General features: G+C 68.0%; 26 protein-coding genes and 2 pseudogenes. 27 read left to right on the plus strand and 1 reads right to left on the minus strand.

Annotated features, from left to right (window positions below):
* Positions 1-120: 120 nt before the first annotated feature.
* The 24 genes and pseudogenes from ACIPQB_RS18070 (at position 121) to ACIPQB_RS18185 (ending at position 21,140) form a co-directional block, all read left to right on the plus strand.
* On the plus strand, positions 121-375 hold the full coding sequence (locus ACIPQB_RS18070) for a hypothetical protein (RefSeq protein ID WP_446486642.1): 255 nt from the start codon (positions 121-123) through the stop codon (positions 373-375).
* A 168-nt stretch (positions 376-543) separates the two neighbouring features.
* On the plus strand, positions 544-1,383 hold the full coding sequence (locus tag ACIPQB_RS18075) for a flagellin (protein ID WP_446486643.1): 840 nt from the start codon (positions 544-546) through the stop codon (positions 1,381-1,383).
* Between the two features lie 59 nt (positions 1,384-1,442).
* Positions 1,443-1,997, plus strand: coding sequence for a UDP-4-amino-4,6-dideoxy-N-acetyl-beta-L-altrosamine N-acetyltransferase (gene pseH, locus ACIPQB_RS18080; RefSeq protein WP_446486644.1), 555 nt, complete (start codon positions 1,443-1,445; stop codon positions 1,995-1,997).
* Between the two features lie 80 nt (positions 1,998-2,077).
* Positions 2,078-4,921, plus strand: a complete 2,844-nt coding sequence (locus tag ACIPQB_RS18085) for a hypothetical protein (RefSeq protein WP_446486645.1) — start codon at positions 2,078-2,080, stop codon at positions 4,919-4,921.
* Positions 4,903-5,412 (plus strand): annotated as a pseudogene (locus tag ACIPQB_RS18090) (endo-1,4-beta-xylanase); the annotation flags it as partial. The gene ACIPQB_RS18085 and the pseudogene ACIPQB_RS18090, both read left to right, overlap by 19 nt.
* Before the next feature lie 389 nt (positions 5,413-5,801).
* Positions 5,802-6,884, plus strand: coding sequence for a LacI family DNA-binding transcriptional regulator (locus tag ACIPQB_RS18095; protein ID WP_446486646.1), 1,083 nt, complete (start codon positions 5,802-5,804; stop codon positions 6,882-6,884).
* A 102-nt stretch (positions 6,885-6,986) separates the two neighbouring features.
* Positions 6,987-8,453 carry a glucuronate isomerase gene (gene uxaC, locus ACIPQB_RS18100; RefSeq protein WP_446486647.1) on the plus strand — a complete coding sequence of 489 codons (1,467 nt, stop codon included), beginning with the start codon at positions 6,987-6,989 and terminating at the stop codon, positions 8,451-8,453.
* 18 nt (positions 8,454-8,471) lie between these two features.
* Positions 8,472-9,320 carry a 5-dehydro-4-deoxy-D-glucuronate isomerase gene (gene kduI / locus ACIPQB_RS18105; RefSeq protein ID WP_446486648.1) on the plus strand — a complete coding sequence of 283 codons (849 nt, stop codon included), beginning with the start codon at positions 8,472-8,474 and terminating at the stop codon, positions 9,318-9,320.
* Between the two features lie 29 nt (positions 9,321-9,349).
* A pseudogene (locus ACIPQB_RS18110) lies at positions 9,350-9,446 on the plus strand (hypothetical protein); the annotation flags it as partial.
* Between the two features lie 24 nt (positions 9,447-9,470).
* A complete protein-coding gene (kduD, locus tag ACIPQB_RS18115) occupies positions 9,471-10,241 on the plus strand; it encodes a 2-dehydro-3-deoxy-D-gluconate 5-dehydrogenase KduD (protein ID WP_446486685.1) in 771 nt (256 codons plus the stop codon).
* 182 nt (positions 10,242-10,423) lie between these two features.
* Entirely contained in the window at positions 10,424-13,162 is a 2,739-nt protein-coding gene (gene ppc / locus ACIPQB_RS18120) for a phosphoenolpyruvate carboxylase (protein ID WP_446486649.1), read from the plus strand.
* 373 nt (positions 13,163-13,535) lie between these two features.
* The gene (locus ACIPQB_RS18125) at positions 13,536-14,513 is read left to right on the plus strand and encodes a hypothetical protein (protein WP_446486650.1); all 978 of its coding nucleotides are present in this window, start codon (positions 13,536-13,538) and stop codon (positions 14,511-14,513) included.
* A 4-nt stretch (positions 14,514-14,517) separates the two neighbouring features.
* Positions 14,518-15,174, plus strand: coding sequence for a hypothetical protein (locus ACIPQB_RS18130; RefSeq protein WP_446486651.1), 657 nt, complete (start codon positions 14,518-14,520; stop codon positions 15,172-15,174).
* A 25-nt stretch (positions 15,175-15,199) separates the two neighbouring features.
* Complete coding sequence (locus tag ACIPQB_RS18135; protein ID WP_446486652.1) at positions 15,200-15,382, plus strand: hypothetical protein; 183 nt, start codon at positions 15,200-15,202, stop codon at positions 15,380-15,382.
* Positions 15,379-15,744: a hypothetical protein gene (locus tag ACIPQB_RS18140; RefSeq protein ID WP_446486653.1), complete on the plus strand. Its 366-nt coding sequence runs from the start codon at positions 15,379-15,381 to the stop codon at positions 15,742-15,744. Before ACIPQB_RS18135 ends, ACIPQB_RS18140 begins: the two co-directional genes overlap by 4 nt.
* Positions 15,741-16,445: a hypothetical protein gene (locus tag ACIPQB_RS18145; protein WP_446486654.1), complete on the plus strand. Its 705-nt coding sequence runs from the start codon at positions 15,741-15,743 to the stop codon at positions 16,443-16,445. The genes ACIPQB_RS18140 and ACIPQB_RS18145 overlap by 4 nt, the downstream gene beginning before the upstream one ends.
* A 27-nt stretch (positions 16,446-16,472) precedes the next feature.
* The gene (locus ACIPQB_RS18150) at positions 16,473-17,102 is read left to right on the plus strand and encodes a hypothetical protein (protein WP_446486655.1); all 630 of its coding nucleotides are present in this window, start codon (positions 16,473-16,475) and stop codon (positions 17,100-17,102) included.
* Positions 17,103-17,104: 2 nt separating this feature from the next.
* Positions 17,105-17,320: a hypothetical protein gene (locus tag ACIPQB_RS18155; protein WP_446486656.1), complete on the plus strand. Its 216-nt coding sequence runs from the start codon at positions 17,105-17,107 to the stop codon at positions 17,318-17,320.
* 1 nt (position 17,321) lies between these two features.
* Positions 17,322-17,942, plus strand: a complete 621-nt coding sequence (locus tag ACIPQB_RS18160) for a hypothetical protein (RefSeq protein WP_446486657.1) — start codon at positions 17,322-17,324, stop codon at positions 17,940-17,942.
* A 12-nt stretch (positions 17,943-17,954) separates the two neighbouring features.
* Positions 17,955-19,415 (plus strand): NAD(P)/FAD-dependent oxidoreductase, encoded by a 1,461-nt coding sequence (locus tag ACIPQB_RS18165; protein WP_446486658.1) that lies wholly within the window; start codon positions 17,955-17,957, stop codon positions 19,413-19,415.
* 22 nt (positions 19,416-19,437) lie between these two features.
* Positions 19,438-19,632, plus strand: a complete 195-nt coding sequence (locus ACIPQB_RS18170; protein WP_446486659.1) for a hypothetical protein — start codon at positions 19,438-19,440, stop codon at positions 19,630-19,632.
* Between the two features lie 33 nt (positions 19,633-19,665).
* Positions 19,666-20,034, plus strand: a complete 369-nt coding sequence (locus ACIPQB_RS18175) for a hypothetical protein (RefSeq protein WP_446486660.1) — start codon at positions 19,666-19,668, stop codon at positions 20,032-20,034.
* 47 nt (positions 20,035-20,081) lie between these two features.
* A complete protein-coding gene (locus ACIPQB_RS18180) occupies positions 20,082-20,618 on the plus strand; it encodes a hypothetical protein (protein ID WP_446486661.1) in 537 nt (178 codons plus the stop codon).
* Between the two features lie 18 nt (positions 20,619-20,636).
* The gene (locus ACIPQB_RS18185; RefSeq protein WP_446486662.1) at positions 20,637-21,140 is read left to right on the plus strand and encodes a hypothetical protein; all 504 of its coding nucleotides are present in this window, start codon (positions 20,637-20,639) and stop codon (positions 21,138-21,140) included.
* On the opposite strand, the gene idi is transcribed toward ACIPQB_RS18185, so the two are convergent.
* Entirely contained in the window at positions 21,137-21,700 is a 564-nt protein-coding gene (gene idi / locus ACIPQB_RS18190; protein WP_446486663.1) for an isopentenyl-diphosphate Delta-isomerase, read from the minus strand. The genes ACIPQB_RS18185 and idi overlap by 4 nt on opposite strands.
* An 817-nt stretch (positions 21,701-22,517) precedes the next feature.
* Here idi and ACIPQB_RS18195 point away from each other — a divergent pair.
* From ACIPQB_RS18195 to ACIPQB_RS18205, 3 genes are all read left to right on the plus strand, one after another.
* A complete protein-coding gene (locus ACIPQB_RS18195) occupies positions 22,518-23,192 on the plus strand; it encodes a bifunctional 4-hydroxy-2-oxoglutarate aldolase/2-dehydro-3-deoxy-phosphogluconate aldolase (RefSeq protein ID WP_446486664.1) in 675 nt (224 codons plus the stop codon).
* 6 nt (positions 23,193-23,198) lie between these two features.
* Positions 23,199-24,305: a PfkB family carbohydrate kinase gene (locus ACIPQB_RS18200; RefSeq protein ID WP_446486665.1), complete on the plus strand. Its 1,107-nt coding sequence runs from the start codon at positions 23,199-23,201 to the stop codon at positions 24,303-24,305.
* A gap of 1,048 nt (positions 24,306-25,353) precedes the next feature.
* Entirely contained in the window at positions 25,354-25,977 is a 624-nt protein-coding gene (locus ACIPQB_RS18205; RefSeq protein WP_446486666.1) for a hypothetical protein, read from the plus strand.
* Positions 25,978-26,098 lie beyond the last annotated feature (121 nt).

Genomic DNA, 26,098 nt, shown 5'->3' on the forward strand with positions numbered 1-26,098 from the left:
CCCGAGGGGAGGAACCAGTAGAGGCGCCGCCGGGAACCGGCCGCGATAGGAGTGATGGAAACAAAAGCCGCGTTGACGCCGCCGATTCCGGAGCCGTCCACGCCACCTACGCCGCCTTCCATGACCGTCCCGGGCTCGCCCGCGGGCGGCGCCGCCATTTCTGCGGACAAGGCCAAGCCGGCCCAGGCGGACGGGCCCCAGCCCTGGGACCTGCGTCTGGTGATCGAGCAGGACGAGGTGACGGGCGCCTATGTCTACAAGACGGTCGATCGGCGCACCGGCGAGACCCTGCAGCAATTGCCGCGCGAGGAAGTGCTGCGGTTCAGGCAGGCGGAGCACTACGACCCCGGCGAGGTCTTCGACGGCCTGACCTGAAGGCGGCCCTCCGGCCAAGCCCGCCGCGGCGCGACGTCGCAGGCGAAACATGGTTTACGCGCGTTAACCATATTCTTACTCCCCGAGCCCTAGCGTCGCGGTCGACCTGCTCGGCCGCCGAATCGCGTTCCGAGCCTCATTGGCAAGAAACGCCGTTCGGAGACCGTGATGACGCTGAGCGTGAACACCAATCAGCCCGCGCTGATCGCCCTTCAGAATCTGAACAAGACCAACGACGAGATGTCGGGCGTCCAGACCCGCATCAACACCGGCCTGGCGATCTCCGGCGCCAAGGACAATGCGGCCGTCTGGTCGATCGCCCAGGAGCAGCGGTCCGACCGCTCGGCGCTGTCGGCGGTGAAGATGAGCCTGGACCGGGCCACGTCGATCGCCGACGTCGCCCTGGCGGCCGGCGAATCGGTCTCCGACCTGCTGACCCAGATGCGCGAGAAGGTGGTCGCGGCCAAGGACACCTCGCTGTCGACCTCGTCGCGGACGGCCTTGAACGCCGACTTCCAGGGCCTGCTGAAGAACCTGACCCAGGTGATCAACAGCGCCACCTTCGACGGCGCCAACATCCTGAACGGCACCGAAACCTTCAACATCACCTTCCTGGCCGACGCCGACGCGGTGACCTCGATCACCCTGAACCTGCAGAACCTGTCGCTGGGCGGCACGATCAACACCCTGACGGCGACCGACAGCATCAGCACCCAGACCCTGGCGGCCGGCGTGCTGACCCGCCTGGACGCGACGCTCAGCGCGGTCAACCAGGCCGTCGGCTCGATCGGCTCCCAGGCCAAGCAGATCGAGGCCCACAACACCTTCGTCTCCAAGCTCAGCGACGTGCTGGAGACCGGCGTGGGCAATCTGGTCGATGCCGACATGGCCAAGGAAAGCGCGCGGCTGCAGGCCCTGCAGGTCAAGCAGCAGCTCGGCGCCCAGGCCTTGTCGATCGCCAACCAGGCGCCGCAGATCATCCTTTCGCTGTTCGGTAGCGGCAGCTAGGCCTGGCGTCCGCGGGATAGTAGACTTCCCGAAACGCGGCTTGGGGGAAACGACTCGGCATGATCGACCTTCGTGATCTTACCGACGAGGACGAGGCGATCCTGTTCAAGTGGCGGGGCGAGCCCGAGGTCGACCGCTGGATGTCCGACGCGGCCTTTCCCAGCCACGAGGCGCACGCGGCCTGGTTCCAGGCGCTGCGCACCGATCCCGACATGCGCGGCTGGATGATCGTCCGTTCGGGCGAGCCGTCCGGCCTGCTGACCCTGACCGGCCTGCTCAGCCACCACCGCCGCGCCGGCTGGAACTGGTTCCTCGGCTCGGCCGAGGCGCGGGGCAGGGGCGTGGGCCGGGCGGCCCAGGTGCTGGGCCTGGACCGGGCGTTCGGCGAGCTGGGCCTGCACAAGGTGTTCGCCGAGGTGATGGCCGACAACGACGCCGCCCTGAAGGCGCAGGCCGCCTCGGGTTTCCGTCGCGAGGGCTATCTGCGCGGCCACGTGCTCAAGAACGGCGAACCGCGCGACGTGGTGCTGCTGGGCATGCTGGCCGAGGAGTGGCGCGAACTGGGCGGCGCCGTCCGGCGCTCGCTGACCGACGCCCACCTGATCGCCGCCTGATTCACACCTCTTAACGAAACGTCAGCGTTCATCGCCGACACTCCAACCAAGGGGCGTATTGCGCCTTGTCGGGACCTGCTGTGATCACTTTCGATTCCAGTCTTCTGCTCGGTTATTACCAGGCCAAGTCGGCAGGCCTGGCGGCGGGGACGGCTGGGTCGACGACCGGCTCGTCTTCATCGCTGCCGTCCTCCACCAGCAAGGCTGTGCCCAGCGCGCCCTGGACCGCGGTGACCACCGAGCCGAGCGACCTGGTCAAGGCCGCGCTCAATGGCCGCAAGTTCGTCGACGAAGGCGCGGCCCAGAACGCCGCCCCGACGATCAGCGGCGACTACAAGAAGCTGTTCGCCACCTACCAGGCGCTCAACACCCTGTCGGCGATCGCCAACCGCTCCAGCGAGAAGAACGTCACCGACAGCGAGATCAAGCGGCTGCAGGCCGTGTTCAGCAAGGGGCTGAACGACGTCAACAGCTACATCCAGAACCTCAGCACCGACGCCATGCGGGTCACCACCGGCGCGGTGATGAACAGCGACAAGTCCAGCGTCGGCGTGCCCAAGAGCAATTACGGTTACGTCACCAACACGATCTATAGCGGCCAGGTCGACGACGAGGTCCCCGCCTTCAAGGGCGCGGTCAGCTTCACCATGTCGGTGAAGAAGTTCGGAGTCTCGACCGACGTGACCATGGACCTGTCGCAGATGGGGACCACGCCCCGGACCATGTCCAATGTGGTCAGCTTCTTCAACGACCAGCTGGCCGCGGCGGGGTTCGACACCGAATTTGCGGTCGAGCGCACCGTCGGCCAGGAGCGCACCACCACGGTCAACGGCCAGACCGTCAAGCTGCCGGCCACCGGCGACGATTTCGCCCTGCGCATCCGCGGCGACTCCACCGAGGCCCTGACGTTCTCGGCCCCGACGCCCAAGCCCGCCGTCTACATCACCACCGCGGCCGGCAACCCCGATCCCGACAAGAACACCGCCACCGACGACGCGGTCATCGAGAATACCCTGACCAAGTACGGCCCGGGCACGGCGGGCACGGTGGGGACCAAGGTCTTCTCCGACACGCTGGAAGGGACGGTCTCGGCCGTCCACAAGACCATGACCGGCCCCGACGGCTCGCTCTATGTGCTGGCCGATGTCGACGGCACGACGAGCAGCCAGACGATCAAGGGCGACCAGGACGTCGCCCTGCTGAAATACGACTCGGCCGGCAAGCTGCTCTACGCCCGCACCCTGGGCGCGGCCGACACCGCCACCGGCTACAACATGGCCATTTCGGCCGACGGCCAGGTGGCGATCGCCGGCTCGGTCTCGGGCCTGATGTCGGGGGCGACCAACGGGCCGATCAATTCCGACAGCGCCGGCGCGGTCACCGACAGCTTCGTCACGCTCTATAACGCCCAGGGCGACGAGGCCTGGACGGTGCGCCGCGGCGGCATGCTGGAGGACCAGGCCACCGCCGTGGCGTTCGGCGCCGACGGGGTGGTCTATGTCGGCGGCCGCACCCAGTCCGACCTGCCGGGCTCGGCCACCGGCGCCACCCAGGGCGGCTATGACGCCTACCTGACCGGCTTCGCCACCGACATCACCGGCACGCCCAAGGCCCTGTTCACCACCCATTTCGGCGGCGCCGAGAACGACACCGTCTCGGGCATCGTCGTCAACGGCTCGCAGGTGGTGGTGGCCAGCAATGAAGGCAGCGAGGCGATGCTGCGCAGCTTCGATGTCGCCACCAGCGTCGTGACCGAGGACCGCACCGCCCTGAACGACAAGGAAGTCTGGGTCACCGCCCCGGTGACCTACACCAAGTCCGCGACCTTCACGGCCGGCGCCACCCGCGACCTCGGCTCGCTGAAGGGCGGCAATATCGCCGGCCTGGCGATCGACAACGGCCAGCTCTACATCGGCGGCTCCACCACCAACCCCGCCCTGGCGATCGGCAACAAGACCGCGGCGGCTTCCGGCGGCTCGGACGGTTTCGCCGCCCGTCTTTCGCTCGACCTCACCAGCACCGCCCAGGACGCCCTGGCCTATTACGGCGGGGCGGGCGACGACACCGTCACCGGCATGGCCGTGTCGAACGGCCAGGTTTGGCTGGTCGGCGCGGCCGGCAAGGACCTGGCGGGCCAGGCCACGGTCGGCGACAAGGACGGCTATGTCGCCCAGCTCGACGTCGCCGCCGGCACGGTGTCCTGGCAGCAGCGCCTGACCGGCAAGGACGGCTACGCCACCCCGACCTCGATCGCGGTCGACGCCTCGGGCTCCAGCGCCCTGGACCTTTTCGGCCTGCCGCGCGGCAAGATGGAGTTCGTCCAGTCCGACAAGATCGTCTCGGCCACCTCGGCCCGGGCCGGCGACACCTTCCAGATCCGCACCCGCGCCCGCGGAACCCTGACCACGATCAAGATCGACGCCAACGACACGCTCGACACCCTGGCCGACAAGGTTCGCAAGGCCTCGGGCTACGCCGCCAAGGTCGAGCTGGCCAGTTCCGGCAATTCCCGCAGCCTGCGGATCAGCCCGTCCCAGACCACCTCGACGGTCGAGATCCTGGCCGGCAAGGGCGGGACCGACGTGCTCAAGGCCCTTGGCCTGGCCCCCGGCGTGGTGCGCAACACCAAGACCGACCACGGCAAGACCATCTCGGCCGACGGCAAGGGGCCGATCTACGGCCTGTCGCTGAACACCGGCCTGGACCTGACCGACGAGGCCGGCCGCAAGGTCGCCGTGGCGGCGATGACCAAGGCCCTGTCGGCCGTGCGCACCGCCTATCGCGAGATGGCCGACACCGCCAACGGCGTCGTCGCCGACACGACGACCACCTCCGGCAAGACCGGCGGCACTGTGCCCTCCTATCTGACCAACCAGATCGCCAACTACCAGGCCGCGCTCGACCGATTGACCGGCTCCAGCTAGGAGCTATCGCGCCGGCCTGGGCGGCGTCGCCGTCGCTGGCGACCCTAGCCAGGGTCAAGGGCCTGAGGGCCTGAGGGCCTGAGGTTCGGCAGCGCGGTCGGGGCCGGTCCGATTGGCGTTCACCGGCTCGTTCGAGGATTCCCGCTATCACCAGCTGCTGGCCGACGAGTGCGGGGTGCGGTCCCCGAGAACGAGCTCAAATGGTACGTACTGCGGCCTGACGCCAAGACCTTCGCGTTCACGCGCCGACCGCATCGCCGTCTTCGCCGTACGGTCTTTTCCGACATCCTGGGCCGGGAGCAGACCCTGGACGCGGCCTTCCACGCCGCCCGCGCCGCCGCGCCTAGGCCCGGCTGGTCTATAACGACTGCATGGGCTGGGAAGCCGGCAACGAGGCGCATCGCGCCGAGGTGCTGCGGCTGCTGGAAGGCTTCCGCAAGTGCAGGACACCGGTCGACGCCTTGGGCGTGCAGAGCCATCTGGGAACCGAAGCGATCTTCGACCACTACCTGTTCGAGGCCAACGGCGACCCGGCGGCCCATATCCTGACCGATCGCAAGGGCGTGCTGGGCCCGCTGAGCCCGTGGCTGGCCCAAACGGTCCGCGCCTATCTGAAACGGGGCCCGGGCTGAGACCGAGGTTCCGCGTCCGGCTTCCAAACGGCGAACCTCGGGACCAACGGGCCGCCGATTCGTAAGGCGGCGCCGCCAACGCGATCAGCAAAGCCTTGGCCATTGGAATATTTCGTGCTGCCATCCCGCCGGGAAGGCTGGAAACCGGTGTCACCCATGGGCGCATCGTGCCTGTTCGTGCATCGGTAGCGGGGCCTGCCTCGGTAGAGTATGACGAAACCCAGCAACGATCGCCGCATGGACACCCATTGACCTCGCCCACGACCCCCCTGACGGACCCTGACGCCGCGAACCCGGAGACGGGCCTGGAAGGCGGTCGCAAGCGCGCCACCATCAACGACATCGCCCGCCTGGCCGGGGTGTCGAAAAAGACCGTCTCGCGGGTCATCAACCAGTCGCCGTTCGTCCGCGTCGAGACGCGCGAGCGCATCGAGGCGGTGATCGCCGAATGGGGCTACGCCCCCGATCCGCAGGCGCGGGGCCTGGCGTTCCGGCGCTCGTTCCTGATCGGCATGATCTACGACAACCCCAACCCGCAATATGTCGTCAACATGCAGCTGGGCCTGCTGGACGGCATCCGCGGCTCCGGGTTCGAGCTGGTGGTCCATCCCTGCGACCGTTCCAGCCCGACCTTCCTGCAGGACGTGCGCACCTTCGTCGAGCGCCAGAAGCTGTTCGGCGTCGTCCTGCCGCCGTCGGTGTCCGAAGACGAGCGGGTGGCCAAGCTGCTGCGCGAGATCGGCTGCGAATATATCCGCATCGCCTCGGTCGAGCTGGACAAGCCCGAGCACATGATCGTCGGCCACGACCGGCTGGGCAGCGCGGCGATGGGCGAGCACTTGGCCGCGCTGGGCCACGCCCGGATCGGCTTCATCAGCGGCCTGCCCAGCTTCCGCTCCTCGCACGAGCGGCGCGAGGGCTTCGAGAGCGGCCTGGCCAAGAGCGGCGTGCGGCTGGACCCGGCCTATGTGGTCCAGGGAGCCTACACCTTCGAATCCGGCCTGGCCTGTGGCGAGACCTTGCTGGCCATGGACCCGCGGCCGACCGCCATCTTCGCCGGCAACGACGAAATGGCCGCCGGCGTCCTGCAGGCGGCGCGCCGGGCGGGGCTGCAGGTGCCCGCCGACCTGACGGTGGTGGGCTTCGACGACTTCCAGATCGCCCAGGCCGTCTGGCCGCCCCTGACCACGATCCACATCCCGACCCGCGAGGTCGGCCGCATCGCCGCCGAGAAGCTGATCGGCGTCGAGGCGCGCGAAACGCGAGACCCCGGCGCCACCATCCCCTATCTTGTCGTCCGCGAGTCGTCCGGCCCCCCGCCCTCGGTTTAGGGTGAGACGGGCCGGAGTGGCTTGCACCGCACTCTGACACCGGTTACCAAGCGTCGAAACGGCCCGGAAGGTCGTCGGCGGATAAGGGAGTACAGCGACGCCATGGCTCGGCCTCTGGTATTTCACGAAGACCGCCTTTTCCCCGCCGACGAACGTACGCGCGGGATCGCCCGGACCCTGTACGGCCAGGTCAAGGACCTGCCGATCATCAGCCCGCACGGCCACACCGACCCGGCCTGGTTCGCGACCAATGCGCCGTTCGAGGACGCCACCGACCTGCTGTTGGCGCCCGACCATTACCTGTTCCGCATGCTCTATAGCCAGGGGATCTCGCTGGAGAGTCTGAAGGTGCGGTCCAAGGCCGGCGTTCCGGCTACCGATCCGCGCGCGGCCTGGCGGCTGCTGGCGGAGAACTTCCACCTGTTCCGCGGCACGCCGTCCTGGATCTGGCTGAACCACGTGTTCAGCAAGGTGTTCGGCTTCGAGGTGTTCCTCGGCGCCGACACCGCCGACCTCTATTTCGACCGCATCAACGAGGCGCTGGCCACCGACGCCTTCCGGCCGCGGGCCCTGTTCGACCGCTTCAACATCGAGACCCTGGCCACCACCGAGGGTCCGCAGGACAGCCTCAAGCATCACCACGCCATCCGCGACAGCGGCTGGGGCGGCCATGTGATCACCGCCTATCGCCCCGACGCGGTCATCGACTTCGAGGACGAGCGGTTCGGCCGGGCCTTCGAGCGCTTCGCCGAGGTCTCGGGCCAGGACGTCACCAGCTGGCGCGGCTATCTGGAGGGCCACCGGATTCGCCGCGCGGCCTTCATCGAGGCCGGCGCCACCTCCAGCGACCACGGCCATCCGACCGCCGCCACCGCCGACCTCAGCGAGACCGAGGCCGAGGCCCTGTTCCAGAGCCTGCTGAAGGGCGAGGTCACCCCGGCCAAGGCCGAGCTGTTCCGCGCCCAGATGCTGACCGAGATGGCCCGCATGAGCCTGGACGACGGCCTGGTCATGCAGATCCACCCCGGCTCGCACCGCAACCACAACGCCGCCCTGCTGGCCAGCCATGGCCGCGACAAGGGCGCCGACATCCCGATGCGCACCGAATATGTCGAGGCGCTGAAGCCGCTGCTGAGCCGGTTCGGCAACGATCCGCGCCTGTCGATCATCCTGTTCACCCTGGACGAGACCACCTACAGCCGCGAACTGGCCCCGCTGGCCGGCCACTATCCGGTGCTGAAGCTGGGTCCGTCCTGGTGGTTCCACGACAGCCCGGAGGGCATGATGCGGTTCCGCGAGCAGGTCACCGAGACCGCCGGCTTCTACAACACCGTCGGCTTCAACGACGACACCCGCGCCTTCCTGTCGATTCCGGCCCGCCACGACGTGGCCCGCCGGGTCGACAGCGCCTTCCTCGCCCGCATGGTCGCCGAGCACCGCATGGACGAGGTCGAGGCCGCCGAGCTGATCGTCGACCTGACCTACACCCTGCCCAAGAAGGCCTACAAGCTCGACCAACGGCCCGGCTGGGCGCGACCCGTCCAGCCGATCAAACACGCCGCCGAATAGATTTTCCGGAGTCCCCCGATGTTCGCCAAGACCTACCACGCCACCCACCCGGACATGATGTACGCGGTCAGCAACGACGACCTGCGCGACCGCTACCTGATGCAGGGCCTGTTCGCGGCCGACGAGATCGTGCTGCAGTACAACCACGCCGAACGCTTCGTGATCGGCGGCGCGGCCCCGGTCGGCAAGGGCGTCAGGCTGCCCGACCAGACCGAGCCGGCCTCGGCCGCCGGCCATCCGTTTCTGGAGCGGCGCGAGCTGGGCGCGATCAATGTCGGCGGCGGCCAGGGCCGGGTCACGGTCGACGGCGTCGTCTACGACATCGAGCCGCGCGACGGCATCTATGTGACCATGGGCGCCAAGGACGTGGTGTTCGAGAGCCTCGACGCCGCCAACCCGGCCCGCTTCTACCTGACCAGCCTGCCGGCCCACGCCGCCTTCGAGACCAAGAAGCTGGTGTTCGCCAACGCCATCCCGATGGAGCGCGGCGCGCTGGAGACCTCCAACGAGCGCACCATCTACCAGTACATCGTGCCGACCACCTGCAAGTCGGCCCAGCTGCTGCTGGGCATGACGGTGCTCAAGCCGGGCAGCGTCTGGAACACCATGCCGCCCCACCTGCACGATCGCCGCTCGGAGGCCTATTTCTACTTCGGCCTCGGCGAGAACGACCGGGTGTTCCACTACATGGGCGAGCCCGACGAGATGCGTCACATCGTGATCGCCAACGAGGAAGCCGTGATGAGCCCGCCGTGGTCGATCCACATGGGTTCGGGCACCTCGAACTACACCTTCATCTGGGCGATGGGCGGCGAGAACCTCGACTATACCGACATGAACGTGCTGGACATCTGCCAGCTGAAATAGGGGCGGGGGCCGCTCGACTTTTCTTCGGTTGTCATCCCGACCGTAGCGAAGCGAAGAGCCGGGACCCAGGGGCCGTGCGCACCGCCCCTGGGTCCCGGATCGGCCTTTCAGGCCGTCCGGGATGACAACTTTTGCAGAAAGCTTCGCACCATGGCCAACTCGTTCAGCCTCGAAGGCAAGGTCGCCCTCGTCACCGGCGCCAACACCGGTCTGGGCCAGGCGGTCGCCGTGGCCCTGGCCGAAGCCGGTGCGGACGTCGCCGCCGCCGGCCGCAGCGCCCCGACCGAAACCCAAGCCCTGGTCGAGGCCGCGGGCCGCCGGTTCCTGTCGATCCAGGCCGATTTCGGCTCGATCGAACCCGTCCAGCGGGTGATCGACGAGACCCTCGCCGCCTTCGGCAAGGTCGACATCCTGGTCAACAACGCCGGCATCATCCGCCGCGCCGACAGCATCGAGTTCAGCGAGGCCGACTGGGACGCGGTGATGGACACCAACCTGAAGGTCGTGTTCTTCCTAACCCAGGCCTTCGCCCGGCAGCTGCTCAAGCAGGGCGGGGCGGGCGGTTCGATCGGCAAGGTGATCAACATCGCCTCGCTGCTGTCGTTCCAGGGCGGCATCCGCGTGCCCAGCTACACGGCCAGCAAGAGCGGCCTGGCCGGCCTGACCAAGATCCTGGCCAACGAGTGGGCGTCCAAGGGCATCAATGTCAACGCCATCGCCCCCGGCTATTTCGACACCAACAACACCGAGGCCCTGCGCAACGACGCCGACCGTAACGCCTCGATCCTGGCCCGGATTCCGGCCGGACGCTGGGGCCAGCCGGGCGACCTGGGCGGGGCGGCGGTGTTCCTGGCCTCGGCGGCCGCCGACTACGTCCAGGGCATCACCTTGCCCGTCGATGGCGGCTGGCTGGCCCGCTAAGGCAAAAATCCGCGCAAAAGCCTTTTTGGTACCGGAACCATTGCGTAGGCCGTCTGGTCGCGCCGATCAAAGCGCGCTAAGGGCGCCGCTGCGTCAGCAAGGGTCCCGGGCCCGCCTGGCGTTTCGGACGTTTCCTTCCTGATCGGCCGGCGCGAGGTCGCGGCGGCCGCGGAGCTTCGCGCATGCGCAACCCCCTGTCGCTCGCCGCCCTGTCGCCCGGGGGCGACCGCCCCACCAGCCGCCACGTGCGCCAGAACGCCAGTCTACTCAGCGACCTGCTGAACGAGGCGATCGCCTATCTCGACGGCGAGGACGCCGCCCGGCTGGTCGCCACCGCCCGCAAGGCCGCCTCGCAGGAGACTCCGGACGGCGAGGCCGCGCGGCTGGACCACTTGTTCGCCGACCTGTCGAGCGAGCAGGCGATCTTCCTGGCCCGGGCCCTGGCCAGCCATTCGATGCTGGCCAATATCGGCGAGGACGTCGCCGGCCGCCGCCGCCACGCCGAGGGCGACGCCCAGCCCGGCGACGCGCGCCCGCGCACCCTGGTCGACGCCGTAAAGGCGCTGGTCGCCCAGGGCAAGTCGCCGGAGGACCTGACCAAGGTCCTGGCGGCCATGAACGTGGTGCCGGTGCTGACCGCCCACCCGACCGAGGTTCGCCGCCGCAGCATGGTCGACCGCGAGACCGAGATCTCGCGGCTGATGGCCCTGCGCCGCCACCACCTGCCGCCGGACCTCGACGCCGAGATCCGCGAGAACCTGTTCCGCGAGATCGCCCTGATGTGGCGCACCCGGCTCTATCGCCCCGAGCGGATCACCGTGAAGGACGAGATCCGCAACGCCCTGTCGATCGTCCGCACCTCGATCCTGCCGGCGATCATCGACCTCTATGGCGACTGGTCGCGGCAGGTCGGCGCCCATGGCCAGATGGCCCCGCTGTTGAAGATGGGCTCGTGGCTGGGCGGCGACCGCGACGGCCACCCCGGCGTCAATGGCGACACCCTGAAGCTGGCCCTGGCCTCGCAATCGCGGGTGATCCTCGACTGGTACGCCGGCGAGGTGCGCAAGCTGTGGTCGAACCTGGCGGTGTCCACGGCCTATGTGCCGGTGTCCGAAGAGCTGCTGGCCCTGGCCGCCCAGACCAAGGATCCGTCCGTTCACCGCCTGGACGAGCCCTATCGCCTGGCGCTGGAGCTGATCTTCGACCGTCTCTCGGCGGTGTCGCAGAAGCTGACCAACCAGTGGGTGGCCTTCGCCACCGCCCGCACCGACGTCGAGCCCTACGGCCATCCGGACGCCTTCGTCGCCGACCTGAAGATCGTCATCGACAGCCTGGAGCGCAACGGCGGCGAGCGGCTGGTGGGCTCGGCCCTGCGCACCTTGGTCGAGGTGGCCCAGGCCTGCGGCTTCCACCTGATGAGCCTGGACCTGCGCCAGAACGCCGACGTCCACGAGCGCACTCTGCACGAGCTGTTCCAGCGGGCCGGCACCGGCGTGAAGTACCTGGACCTCGACGAGGAGGCCCGGTCCAAGCTGCTGATCGGCGAGCTGTCGCACCAGCGGCCGCTGGTCTCGCCGTTCACCGCCTATGGCGAGGAGACGACGCGCGAGTTGGCGACCATGGAGGCCGCCGCCCAGGCGGTGCGCGACTACGGCCACGGCTGCATCGGCGCCTATGTGATCTCCAAGTCCGCGACCCTGTCGGACATCCTCGAGCCGCTGGTGCTGCTCAAGCAGGTCGGCCTGGTCTGGGGCGGGGCGGCGCCGCGGGCGTCGGTCAAGATCAGCCCGCTGTTCGAGACCATCGGCGACCTGGAGAACGGCCCGCGGGTGCTGCGCCAATGGCTGGAGCTGCCGCTGAGCCGCACCATTCTCGGCGACCGGCCGGTGCAGGAGATCATGCTCGGCTATTCCGACAGCAACAAGGACGGCGGCTACGTGGCCAGCCGTCGGGGCGTGGCGCGCGGCGCCTCGGCCCTGGCCTTCGAGGCCGAGCGAATGGGCGTGGGGCTTCAACTGTTCCACGGCCGCGGCGGCAGCGTCGGGCGGGGCGGGGGGCCGGCCGCCGAGGCCGTGCTGGCCCAGCCGGCCGGCACCGTCCAGGGCCGCATCCGCATGACCGAGCAGGGCGAGATGATCGCCCGCCGGTTCGGCGACCAGCCCACCGCCCGCCGCAACCTCGACGGCCTGGCCGCCGCGGTGCTGATGGCCAGCGAGCGGCCGGTCCATCGTCCCGATCCCAAGATCGAGGCGGCCATGACCGCCCTGGCTGAGGCCTCGTTCCACGGCTTCCGGGCCCTGGTCTATGACGACCCGGCCTTCGAGGACTTCTTCTGGTCGGCCACCCCGATCGGCGAGATCGTCGGGCTCAACATCGGCAGCCGTCCGGCCAGCCGCACCGCCAGCCGCAAGATCGAGGACCTGCGGGCCATCCCCTGGGTGTTCAGCTGGTCGCAGGCCCGGTTCATGCTGCCGGGCTGGTACGGCTTCGCGGCGGGCGTCGAGCGGGCAGGGCTCTCCACCCAGCAGTTGCAGGATCTGGCCGGCGGCTTCGACTTCTTCGCCTCGCTGCTGTCGAACATGGAGCTGGCCCTGGCCCAGAGCCACATGGGCATCGCCGCCCGCTACGTGGCCCTGTCGCCCGACAAGGCCGACGCCCAGCGGATCTTCGACACCATCCAGCGCGAGCATGACGCCGCCAGCCGGATCGCCCTGGCTATCCGCGACGGCGGAGCCTTGCTCGACAACCAGCCGGAGCTGGCCGAGTCGGTGGCCCTGGCCGGGCTGTCGGTCGATCCGCTCAATCACCTGCAGCTGGAGCTGCTGGCCCGCCGCCGGGCCGGCGACCAGGACGAGAACCTGCGGCTCGCCATTCAGCTGACCGTGGCCGGCATCGCCGCGGGCCTGCGCAACACGGGCTGAGCGTCACGCCAAAGCATCCACGGGCCTTCCCTTTCTCCTGAGGGAAGGGGCTGAGATGGAAGCGATCCCGGAGAGGTCGCGGAGTCCGGATTGAGGGCGGATGGACGGCGTGATCGCGCCGCCTGGCCGCTCGTGCAACGGCCGCTGCGCGCGGGGTTGTTCGGTCTTCAGGCGGTCGACGCGCGATGCGCCTTTCCTCTGATTGCGGGTTGATCATCCTGTCCCAACAGGTATGTTGCACGCGAGGGTAGCGGCGAAGTGCCGGCACTACCTATCGCCCGTACAGTCAGGCTTTGCGTAACGACGGTTTGTCGTTGTCAGACACTTTCGCGCGGGTCGCCCGACGCTCCCGTCATCGTGACGGGAGGTCCGAATGGTCGCCGCCGTCAGGGATGCGAGCGCCATGGGACCTCCTGGAGGTCAGTCCTCGACAGCAGAGTGGGATCCCGGTTCGCGGGCCCAATCGCGATTGAACGAACTGTTCAAGCGCTACCGCTCGGGTGTCGGCGATTGCCTTGAGCCGATCGTCCGCGAATATAACCCGGTCATGCTTGAGGCTGGGCAGGGCGAGTATCGCAAGATGCTCGAACTCAGCGCCAAGATGAACGTAGTCGGCCACGCCTGCACTGAAATCGGCGGCTTCGACTACGACGAGCGCCGGCACATGATCGGCAGCCTGTTCGGCGCCTGTTGCTTCCTGGCCGACAGCTTCATCGACGACTTCGGCGAGGAGGCCACCCGCGACTACGTCAAACGGCTCGGCGCGCTGCTCACCGACGGCTGGTTCGACCCGAGGACCGACCGCGAACGGCTGTTCTTCGTGATCGCCGCGCGGCTGTTCGCCCAGCGCGACGTCCTCCACCCCATCGTCCGCCAGTCGGTGCTGCAGCTCTACATGGCCCAGAAGGAGGACGTGGACCTCCGGGCCACCCGCAAGACCGTCGGCGGCCGGCTCACCCGCGGCCAGCTCGGCACCCTGAAACGCTGCGCCCGCAACCGCAGCGGCCACGCCATTCTCGTGCTCTCGGCCTTCCTGCTGCCGGAGCTGCCGCTGAGTTATCTGGCCCGCCTGTTCTCGGCCGGCGCCCTGATCATGTACATCGACGACCACGGGGACTGCTGGTCCGATCTCAAGGACAACCGGCTCACCTTCATGAACCAGGTGAGTCGTCCCGAACGCACCCTGAAGCGCCTGTTCCACACCCATATCCGCCAGCTGGGGTCCGGTCTGCCGGACGGGGACGGGCGCGACCTGCTGATCGCCTTTCTCACCCGCTATTACCTCACGCGGATGGAGAAGCACCGGCAGCAGCGCGTGAAGGGGGCTTCCGCCTGGGCGATCTATGAGTGAGCGCATGTCCTTCTCCCGTGCGGCCTTGGTCGACACGCTGGGTCTCGGGATCCAGGAGCTGCACGCTTCGGGTCAGCTGCCTGGCGACCAGCCGCTGCTGCGGATCGACAATCGCGAGCGGGCGCGGGAAGCGCCATTCCAGTTCGACGCCGCCCGGGGGCATCTGCATCGCACCGGCTGCCGGGCCATTCCGCCCGGCTCGGACTCGGCGCTCTACGCCGTGTGGGAGGTCAAGGCCGAGGATCCGGCCCTGGGATGCTCGCGCTGCAATCCGATCGACCCATCGCCCGCCGCGGAGCCCGAAGCCGGCCCGCAGGTCGAGGCCGGGCCCCAGGTCGACGCGAAACCCCAGGCCGGCGCGCAGGCCGAGGCGAAAAACGCCGGAGGCCGGCCGCAGGATGACCACACGGTGGACCTGCTCTACGGCTTTTTGTCGATCGTCACTCAGTTTGGCGGCGTATTGCGCGAGCGTGGCCAGGAATATCGCAGAAGCCGCGCCGGGGCGGCGGCGGGCGCGCGCTTCGAGAAGATCTACGCCGAGGTCAACGAGGGCGAGCGGCGCGTTCTGGACGTGCTGACCTCCTCCCTCGACACCCTCGCCGTCGCGCTCCGCGAGATCGAGGGCGGTCTCAACAGCGAGCGGTCGCACGAAGCGTCGTAGGGGAAGGACGGACATGCCGAGGATCGTGATCACGCTGCACCTGGGACCGATGGTGAAGATCGACATCGAAGGCTCCAGCTGTCCCGAGATCGCCGAGGCGCTGGCCGGCTTCGAACGCCTCAACGAAACGGTCGACAGCATGTTTTCGGACCTCGCCCGCCGCGTCTTCCCGGATGGCGTGCCGACCGGCGAGGGGGAAGCGTCATGACCCGCAGGCGGATCGAACTGGCGGCCCATCCCGAGCTCGCGGCCCGGGTGCGGATGAAGCCCTTCCAGTTTGAGGTCGACGGCCGCGGCGCGTTCGAGGTGTCCCTGGGCGACGTCCACCTGCATTTCGACGAGATCCCCGTCCATCTGCGGATCCCGTTCCTGAGCCGACGGGTGCTGGCCGGCTCGATCGGCCCGTTCGGGGTGCGGATGAAGCCGGTGGAGGCGCGCGTCCGGGCCGTGGAGGTCGCCACCCGCGGCGTTCTGGGCGGCGAGGAGTCCGGGCTGGATCTTGATCTCGACGGCGCCTTCCGAGCGTCCGTCGAGATCTGCGACGACACCAGCGATGAGTCGGCCGAATGACGCGCCGCCACCATCACCATCCAGGGCGGCGTCACGAGGTAGTCACCGACGTCCGCCGCCAGATCGTCTGCCGTCATCAGGTGGAGATCGAGGTGTGGCCGCCCCGCGCCGAGGTCCATTTCCGCGACGACTGGACCGCCAATCCCGCCACGGCCCAGGTCCGCTTCGAGGCCCAGGTCTACAACTCGGCCCAGGGGCACACCTGGGAGGTGCGCGATATCGACGGCGGGCCGGGGCAGGGGACCATCGACGCCTCGGGTCTGTACCGCGCGCCGCCCAAGGGCGTGCTCGCCAGCGGGGCGACCGAACTGGTGGTGGCGACCTCCCGCGAGCATCCGCTGCGCAAAGCCTTCGCCTGGGTGACCCTGGTCGGGCTCGGCCCGCGACCGGTCCAGGCGGCGGAGGTGGCCGTGTTCCCGCGACGGGTGAACCTCTATTACCGCAACGGCGCCAACAACAACCTGATTGACGACTGCAACAAGCAGCGCCAGTTCGAGGCGACGGTCTTCAATACCGGCGTTCAGGTGGAATGGCTGGTGAACGGCGTCCTGCAGGGCGTGGTCGGGCCGTGGTTCCTCTATCAGGCTCCGGCGAGCGGCGGGGCGGCGGTGGTCACGGTGCGGGCGCGGCTTCTGGGCGATCCGGGCGTGTTCGCCGACGCCAAGGTTTCACAACTCAACTACGATTGGCCGGGCGTCTGACGCCCCGTCGCGCCTTGGAGGGCCGGCATGGACATAGACCTTAAGTCTACCCACTTCACCGAGGCGCTCCCGGTCGCCCCTCTGACGATCACGCCGCTGACCGTCACGCCGATCGCCGTGCACCTCAAGGAGCTCAACCAGGTCGCGCCGCTGTCGGTGGAGTCGCTCAGGGTCGACCATGTGCGCCACGTCGATCCGCTGCGGATCGAGCAACTGAACATCTCCAGCCTGCCGACCGTAAACCTGACGATGAGCCAGCTGCCGGCGCTGGACATCAATGTTCGGCGCGTGCCGCCGGTGCCGATTTCCATCCAGCAGCAGTTCGAGATGACGTCGGACTACGCCATGGTCGCCCGGGTCTTCGGCCTGCCGCTGATGCGCCTGGCGCTCTCCGGCCGGACCACCATCACGCCGAAGGACTGCGCCCGCCGCGAACGGTCCAAGAGTCACGAGCGCAGCTTCCCGGACGTGGCGGCCATCGGCAGTCCCGGCATCCCGAGCCGCGCGGTCGAGACCTGTGTCCAGACGGTGAACTGTCGGGCGCCGACGCCGCAGCGCCGTCACAGCGTCAGCCCCGGCGCGCCCCGCGTCGGCTTCTCGCTGCAGCAGGCCGAGGCGCGCGCCCCGGCGGCCGGCGGCGCCGTGAACGGAGGTTGAGGATGGGCCATCACAGCTCACGCCTGGTCACGCTGGGCGAGAACCTCGCCGCCCTGGCGGAGACGGGCGGCCTCGCCGCCATCATGCTGGGCTCGCTGGCCCGCGCGGTGATCGGCGCGCCCTTCCGGGAGTCGCATGGCGGCTGCGGCTGCGGGCCGGTCCAGCGGCGCGATCGCTGCTGCTACGAGCCGCCGATCCACCGTTGCGGGGGCTGTTGAGATGCCGGTCGAGACCTCTTCCGGGAAAGTTGGCGCCGATGCCGTGGACAAGCCGCCCGGGCCTGTCGCGGGCGTGGAGCTGCGCGAGCGGCTGGACCAGATGGGGACCATTCTGGCCAAGGGACTCGATCTCGCCGAGGCCGGCGTCAGCCTGGGGGCGACCATCCTCAACCGCGTGAGCCTGGCGGCGCAGCAGAAGATCCGCGAGGGCCTCGACGCCGCCGGCCAGCCGCCACCGGCGCCGCCCGGCGCCGCGCCGGAGGAACCGGTCGAGCCGGACGAAGCCGAAGCCGCCTATGGGCTGTCCAACCGCTTGCCGCTGACGCCGGGCGGGGAGGTGAGCATCTCGTTCTCGGTCAACAACGACTCGATGACCGAAGTCCGGAAGGTGGAGTTCAAGGTGCAGGGCTTCGCCGGTGAAACCCGCCGGGCGGCGATCGACGCCGCCGTCTTCGCCGTCAAGCCCGCGCAAAAGACCATCGCACCGGTCGATTTCGAAAAATTCGTCCTGAAGGGCGTCGTGCCCGAGACCATTCCCCCTGACGTCTATCGCGGCGTCGTGGTGGTTCGCTCGGACAAGGACCTCTTCATCCCCGTCGTCCTGGTGGTGACCCCGCCTTGAGGTGAGCCGCGCATGAGCACGCTCTATGACGTCATCGTGGTGGGGGCCGGCGCCGGGGGATCGGCCGCCGCCAGCCTATTGGCGCGTCAGGGCGCCGACGTCCTGCTGCTCGACAAGTCCGCCCCGCCGCGGGACACCGTCCGCTGCGACGGGCTGATGCCCCAGGGGGTCTACTGGCTCGATCGGCTGGGCTGCGCGCCCGAGGTGGTGGCCGAGGCCCGAGGCTGCATCAAGAGCTGCGATCTCTACCTCGAGGGCGATCATCTGTTGACCGGCCGCTTTCCCGACGACACCGCCTATCCGGATTTCGCCCTCCTGGTGTTGCGTTGCCGGTTCAACGAGATCCTGCAGGCTCATGCGGTGAGCTCGGGCGCCCGCTTCGAGGGCGGGACGTTGGTCCGCGGCGTGGCGTGGGAAGGGGACGGGGTCCGTGTCTTCGCCGACGCCGACGGCAAGGCCGTCGAGCACCGCGCGCGCATTGTCATCGGCGCCGACGGGCCGAGCTCCGCCGTGTCGCGGTCGATCGGCAACAGCCTGAAGGACGGGGTGCTGGGATTGTCGGTGCGCACGACCTATGCCGGGGTGAAGTGCGACGCCGGCATTCGGGTCTATTTCAATCGCGATCTCTTCCCAAGCTATGGCTGGATGTTCATCGACGAGCATCAGAGCGCCTGCGTCGGCGTAGGCTGCGCGGTCGATCCCAAGTTCCCGCCGGCCGACAATCTGGGCCCGGCGCTCCGGCAGTTCATCGACACGGATCTGAAGGCGGCGCTGGACGGCGCTCGGCGGATCGGGCCGTTCTCCGGCGGCATCGCCCCGCATTTCAGGCCCAAGGCCATGGTCGCCGACGGCGTGCTCCTGATCGGCGACGCGGCCGGCCAGGCCGACCCGCTCAATCGCGGCGGCATCCACACGGCGATCGAGAGCGCCTTCTACGCGGCCGACGCCTGTCGCCTGGCGCTGGAGGCCGGCGACTTCTCCCGCGCCGGGCTGGCCCGCTATCAGGCGCTGTGGAGCACGCACAGCGAGTCTGACTGGCGCACTTCCGAGATCTTCATGTCGCTGGCCAAGAACCCGGGCCTCAAAGACTTGGCGCTGTTCCTGCTGCAACAGGTCGGGACCCTGGGCGAGGCCGATCCGCGGTTCGCCGGCTTCGCCAGCGGCGTCTTCAGCGGCGTGGTCTCGCAGTCCAGTTGGCTGAGCGCGCGCGCCCTCTACCAGGCGGCGCCCAAGGACCTTGGGACCTGGGCGACCCTGCTCCGCGAGAACAGCAGCACCAGGTCCAGCGCCACGGCCGGAGCCGTGCGGCTCCTGAGCGCGGCCGTCGCCAGCGCGGCTCGCAGCGGCGCCGGGTTGGCGCGCAAGCCTGCCGCCTCGCTCGACTGGGCGCTCGAAGTCCTCACCAAAACCATCACCCTGGCCGACCGGCGCTTCTCGACGCCCCACGCGTCGGCGTCGTCGCTGGGCACGTGAAACCGCAGGAAAGGTCCGCACCATGTCGTCACTCTTCGATTCCGTCCGAAACCTCGTCCATGACACCGCCCAGGGTCTGATCGACGCCGACGTCACGACCAAGGTGTCGGACATGTACGCGGGTTTCCTCAGCGCCGGCCTGGGGGTGGCCAACGACACCCTGAAGGTCGTGCGCGACATCACCGCCCCGCCGCCGCCCGCCCCGCCGGGACCCTGAACGCCACATCCCCGTCGGCCCAAGGAGATCGTCATGTACACGGGACACTGGAGTCATTGCGGCGGTCATCAGCCGCCCAGTCACCATTACACCGACCCTGCCATGTTGCTCGCCCGCGAGATCGACGTCGACACCGCCACCCCCTCCAAGGACGGCCTGGTCGGCGGCGCGCGGCCGGTCTTCCTGTCTCTTGAGTATCTGGTGGACGCCGGGGCGGCTTCGCCCACCGTGAAAGTGACCACGGCCGCGGGCGGCTCCAGCGCCACCTGGAGCGACGATGCGCCGGCCGAAGGCTACACCGTACGCCAGGCGGTCCTGAGCGCTGCGCCGGGGACCAAGGTCACCGTGGCGGTGAACAATGCGATCGCTCGCCTGAGATGGTGCGAACTCGTCTGCTGCTGAGATTTCCCCCCGATGGGCCCGCACGCGGGCGCGAATGGAGACACGTCATGAGTACAGCCCAGTACGCCAGGTCAGCCGGGCCTCGGATGCTGCCGTTCGCGTCCCCCGCCCACGGGCACGGTCCAGGGGTCTGCAAGTCCTGCGGCTGCGAGTCCGCAGAGTGCCGCTGCGGTTGCCGGCAGTGCCGCAAGGAGGCCAAGGAAATCACCTACACGGCCGACGCCAAGGCCTCCGGCGACAATGTCGCAGGAAGCCTCGCCGCCGCCCACCTGGCCCAGCCGGCCGGTGCGAACGCGGCGGCGAATCCTTCCACGGTCAAGCCCGCCACTGCCTTCGTCGGCGGCGGTTGCTGCGTGCATATTTCGCTGGAGTACGCCCCGATCACCGCCACGGTCCAGTCGATCGTGGCCATCATGGTTCGCGACACGGAGGGGACGGTGATGCTCTGGGAGAAGATCGACCCTCCGGGGACCCATTACCAGGTCAAGGAGAACGTGGTCACCACCAAGCCCGGCGCCACCATCCTGCTGTTCGCCGTCAACGCGACCGTCAGGGCGCGCTGGTGCGAAGTGTTCAGCTGCTAGGATCAGGGAGAAATCACCATGGCGAGCGATACTCCATCCACGCCGGCCGCCGGCCCGAACAAGGCGCAGGCGGAGTTCGACAAATACGCCCGGCGCCGGAAGGCGCAGGCGGAGTCCGGCGTGTCGGCGCCCGGGTCGGCGGCGACCGGCGGTCCAAAGGTCGCCGCCTCGGGCTCCTTTTCGGGCGGGACCCTCAGCTGGGCCGTGCCGCTCGGCGTGGGCATGGCGCCGGCCTACCCCGGCGGGCCGGGCATGGGGCCGGGCGGTCAGGATCCCGGCGGCGGCGGCCTGATCGCCGGCATTGGAACCACGGCCCGGCTCGGCGTCGACCTCCTGAACGCGGCGCTGTTCAGCGGCGTGAAGATCCTGGGAGGCTTCACGGGCGCCTACGACCACGGCCGCCATGAGGACTGTGGCTGCGGGTCCGGATATGCCTGCGGGAGCTGCTGCGAGCCGTCGTGCTGCGAGCCGGACTGCTGTGGCTGCGAGAGCTGCCACCCCGGCGTGGGGAGCTGCTGTTAAGCCGTCACCTTGGGCGGGGTCGGATCGGCGAGCGGCCCGCTGGAGGGGTGGGCCGCGTCCCGCAGGCGATCGAAGTAGATCCTGAACCAGGGGGTATAGTTCGACGGGCGCAGGCCCATGTCCTGCGCGATCCAGGCCGGATCGCGCCAAGCCCAGTTCATGGCCTCGCAGGGATCCGCGACGGGATCGGCCTCATGGCGGCCCAGGAAGACGTGAGCGATCTCGTTCTCAGTCAGGCCGGCGCAGACATCCGCCGTGTATCGCACCTGTGAGAGCAGGCGGAGAGGGCACCGAATGCCCATCTCCTCCCACAAGCGACGATCCGCGGCGGCGATCGTCGTCTCGCCCGGCCTGGGGTGGCCGCAGCAGGCGTTGCTCCAGAGCGCGCCCGAGTGATACTTGTCGGCGGCGCGTTGCTGAAGGAGCCATCTTCCTTCACGGTCCACGACCAGCACCGATACGGCCCGATGCAGGCTGCCGAGACGGTGGGCGAGCAGCTTCTCTTCCGATCCAAGTGCGCGATCGGCTTCATCCACCAGGATGACCTGCTCGTCGGTCACGCTTCAGGACGCCACGGAGACTGCGGGGCGGCCGCACAATGCGCCGTCGATCCCGTCCTGGTCTGCTCTTCCGCCATCCCTCTGCTCCGAACTCGCCCTGCGATCGAACGAGCGTTGTGTCCTGGCTGGGCGCAACCCATGCGCTCAGGAACCATGTTCTGAAACCGACGTGAATTCAAGCCCTCCGGCGACGCTTCGCCGTGAAGACAGCGCCCGGACGACAGGAATTGGGCCAATGATCCCAAGTATCATCGGCCTTGTCGAGCACACGCGGTGCTCCACCGGCGGCGCGACCTTGCCGCGGCGCAGGAAGAGATCGTCAGATCGTGGATCCAGTATTGAGTCTCCGCATCGACCGCAGCGTGAACGTCAGCCGGTCACCTGCGCGCCGGCGGGGGGCCGCCGCTGTTTTCAGCGCCCTTGCACAAGGCGTCGCTCCGGAGTAAATTCCTGATGACACCGGTGACAAAGTGGCCAGGCCATTCTGCCGCCGGTCTCATGACGTTTCGGACCGCCTACCGGTCCCAAGCGTCTTGCGGCTCTCTTTGAGTTCGCCCCTGCGCAAACTTGGGCGTCGGGCCTTGGCCCGGCGCCCTTTATTTGAAGCGACTTCGCCGCAACAACGCGCGCGGGCGGGATGGAAACCAGGAACGACAGGGAAGACAGCCACGGAATTGACGTTGGGGGAGCCTCGGGTGTGGCGTCCGCCCGCGACGCGGTCTAAACGATCGCCCAGCGCCGATCGCGGCGAAATCTTCCCCGCGCGGGGGTCCAGGCGGCGCCCGACGCAAGATCGATCCTTTGAGGAGCAGTACCGATGGTGAAAGACCGCATGGCCGTGCTGACGGCGCTGATGGACCAGGGCGTCATCCCGGTCTTTTATCACCCCGACGTCGAGGTCTGTAAGAAGGTGATCCAGGCCTGCGCCGACGGCGGCGCGCCTTGCATCGAGTTCACCAACCGCGGCGACTTCGCCAGCCACGTGTTCTACGAGGTCACCAAGCATTTCGCCTCGGCCGACCCGCGGGTGATCATGGGCGTCGGCTCGATCGTCGACGCGCCCACCGCCGGCATCTACATCGCCAACGGCGCCAAGTTCGTGGTCGGCCCGATCCTCAACGCCGACGTCGCCAAGGTCTGCAACCGCCGCAAGATCCCTTATTCGCCCGGCTGCGGCTCGGCCTCGGAAATCTCCTACGCCGAGGAGCTGGGCTGCGAGATCGTCAAGGTGTTCCCCGGCTCGTCGGTCGGCGGCCCGGACTTCGTCAAGGCGGTGCTGGGCCCGATGCCCTGGACCCGGATCATGCCGACCGGCGGGGTCGATCCCGACGAGGCCTCGGTCAAGAAGTGGTTCGGCGCGGGCATCGTCGCCGCCGGCATGGGCTCCAAGCTGATCACCCAGGAAATGCTCGACGCCCAGGACTACGACGGCATCAGCAAGAAGGTCCGCGAGACGGTGGACCTGATCAAGAAAGTTCGAGGAAAGGCCTAACTCCCTATGACTGACTCGGTTCTCGATATCCGCCCGGCTTCGGAGACGAAGTGGGACTGCGCCAGCTTCGGCGAGGTGATGCTGCGCTTCGACCCCGGCTTCGGCCGGGTGCGCAACGCCCGGCAGTTCAACGTCTGGGAAGGCGGCGGCGAGTACAATGTCGCCCGCGCCTTCCGCAAGTGCTGGGGCAAGCGCTCGACCGTGGTCACGGCCCTGCCGGAGAACGACCTGGGCTGGCTGGTCGAGGACCTGATCATGCAGGGCGGGGTCGACACCAGCCACCTGATCTGGCGCGACTTCGACGGCTTGGGCCGCAACACTCGGGTCGGGCTGAACTTCACCGAAAAGGGCTTCGGCGTTCGCCCCGCTTTGGGCTGCAGCGACCGCGGCCATTCGGCCGCCTCGCAGATCCGCCCCGGCGAGGTGAACTGGGAAAAGCTGTTCGGCGAGGAAGGCGTGCGCTGGTTCCACACCGGCGGCATCTTCGCGGCCCTGGCCAGCAACACCGCCGAGGCCGTGATCGAGGCGGTCGAGGTCGCCCGCAAGTACGGCACGGTGGTGTCCTACGACCTCAACTACCGCGCCTCCCTGTGGAAGTCGCAGGGCGGCAAGGCGGGAGCCCAGAAGGTCAACCGCCACATCGCCCAGTATGTCGACGTGATGATCGGCAACGAGGAGGACTTCACCGCCTGCCTGGGCTTCGAGGTCGAGGGCCTGGACGAGCACATCAGTTCGATCGACCCGGCCAACTTCAAGAAGATGATCCAGACCGCGGTCAGCCAGTTCCCGAACTTCAAGGTCGCGGCGACCACCCTGCGCAACGCCAAGACCGCCTCGATCAACGACTGGTCGGCGATCCTCTATGCCGGGGGCGAGTTCTACCAGTCGATGATGCGCGAGAACCTGGAGATCTACGACCGGGTCGGCGGCGGCGACGGCTTCGCCTCCGGCCTGGCCTACGGCTTCATGGAGGGCAAGGGGCCCCAGGCCGCCGTCGAGTACGGCGCGGCCCACGGCGCCCTGGCCATGACCACCCCCGGCGACACCTCGATGGTCCGCGCCGCCGAGGTCGAGGCGGTGATGAAGGGCAAGGGCGCGCGGGTCATCCGCTAGCCTCGGTCCTGTCGCTCAAGGCAGAGCCCCCGGTCGCAAGGCCGGGGGCTTTTTGCTGGGCGGGACGGGGAGGGCGCTGGCCGCGATTCTCCGGCTTGGCGGCGACGGCGAACGGACGGGATCGGATTTCGTATCCAAAAATGGCCGCGATCGAGAATTTTCCACGACCGCGTTTTATCGCCGATTGATTTAGGCGGCTCGGCGCTGATTTGTCAGTTTCAATGTAAATGTCGACCTTTCGGCGTCGATATTTGGCCGATTAGACCTAATGTGCCTTGTAGACTACAGTCTATATAGCCGAATTGGCTGTAGAAGGCTGGGATAACGCCATTCTGTCAGTTCGAATATATACAAAGATTTACAATTCGTCCAAAAATGAGACATTTACATTGCTGGAGGTGGGTAAATTAACCATAGGTGTGCAATCGGTCCGGTATTGTGGATGTATAACAACGAAGAATATATTCCGTATGAGTTAAGTGGACGGGTTGCTATAAATTTGATCTGAATGATGGTCGCTCAGATAAGCATCTCGAAAGCCGTGGGTCGCGCAACGCTTGAGGGCGCGCAGTCTCATTGATCTGTATATATTGCGCGTGGGGGATCTTTGGCTATCATATTATAAATCGGGCTACCGTTGCCGTAAAAATGGCCGAGCTCGCCGAACCATCCAAGCTATGCAGTTTTCCAGAAACGTTGGTTTCAGTTTCGGGCGGTTTGTCTCTCTTAGACTTCACCTTTGGGCGTCGGGGGCGTTTTTATCCTCCAGCTTCTGCTGAGGGCGTGGCCATGTTATTGTGTCATAAAAGAGGTATTGACCTATAGGTTCGAGAGTTGCTGTGTGCGAAGCATAGGTGTACTTTATTTTCGAAGATTATAGCTGATGATATCGCTATCATTAGCCCTTACTTGGCTTCAATCTTAACCGGTTGTTAAGATATTCGGCCGTTCGCTCGCTTCCATATGCCACCTAGGCGGGAAGTTGATGGCGTTTCCGGGGCAAAAAGCCGCCGACGCCGTGGCCCCCGCCGGCAGTCGGGAGTTTAGAGTGACGACGACCAAAGTATTGGCGGATAGTCCCGTCCAGCAACGCGGCATGACGCCGCACAACGGGCGCTCACGCGGCTTTGCGGCCGTTGTCGGGTTGGCGCTGATCGGCAACCTCGGTGTCCTGGCCCCCATCGCCGCGGCGGCCGCGGCGGCCAACGCCCCGGCCAATGCCCCGGCCAATGTCGAAGTCTTCCGCGACCAGGCCAACAAGGTCGGGGCGCGCAGCTGCGCCGGCCTCTACGAGGCGCTCGGCCTGGCGGTGACCCGGGGCGCGGCCTATTCGGTCAAGACCGAGGCGGACAAGGCCGCCCCGGACGCCCACCTCGTGCAGGGCGTGCTGGGCATGACCTACGACCTGCCCGACCTCAAGGGCGCCGCGGGCGGGGTTGTCCTCGCCGCGCCGGGCGGAGGCGGCTGCGAAGGCTATCTGGTGCGCGTGGCGCCCTTCCAGAAGCCGTGCGCCGAGGTCGTCAGCCTGCTGCCGGCCGGGAGCACGGCGGGCCAGAGCCTGTCGGGGGTCTGGCGGTACCAGCTCGGCGGCGCCCAGGGGCAGGCGCTGATGATCCCCAGCGGCGCCAGCTGCGTGGTGGTGACCCTGTCCGGAATGACCCAACGGCCGTGAACCAGGCCGGCTGACGAGATCAGCCGTGCGGATCGGCGGCCCATCCGCACAGGACGACTGAAGTGGGCCCAAAGCGTGGTTCTCGCCGGCGACCCGAAGGGGCTGGCGGGCCAAAATTGAG

It is taken from the genome of Caulobacter sp. LARHSG274 (assembly GCF_052871235.1).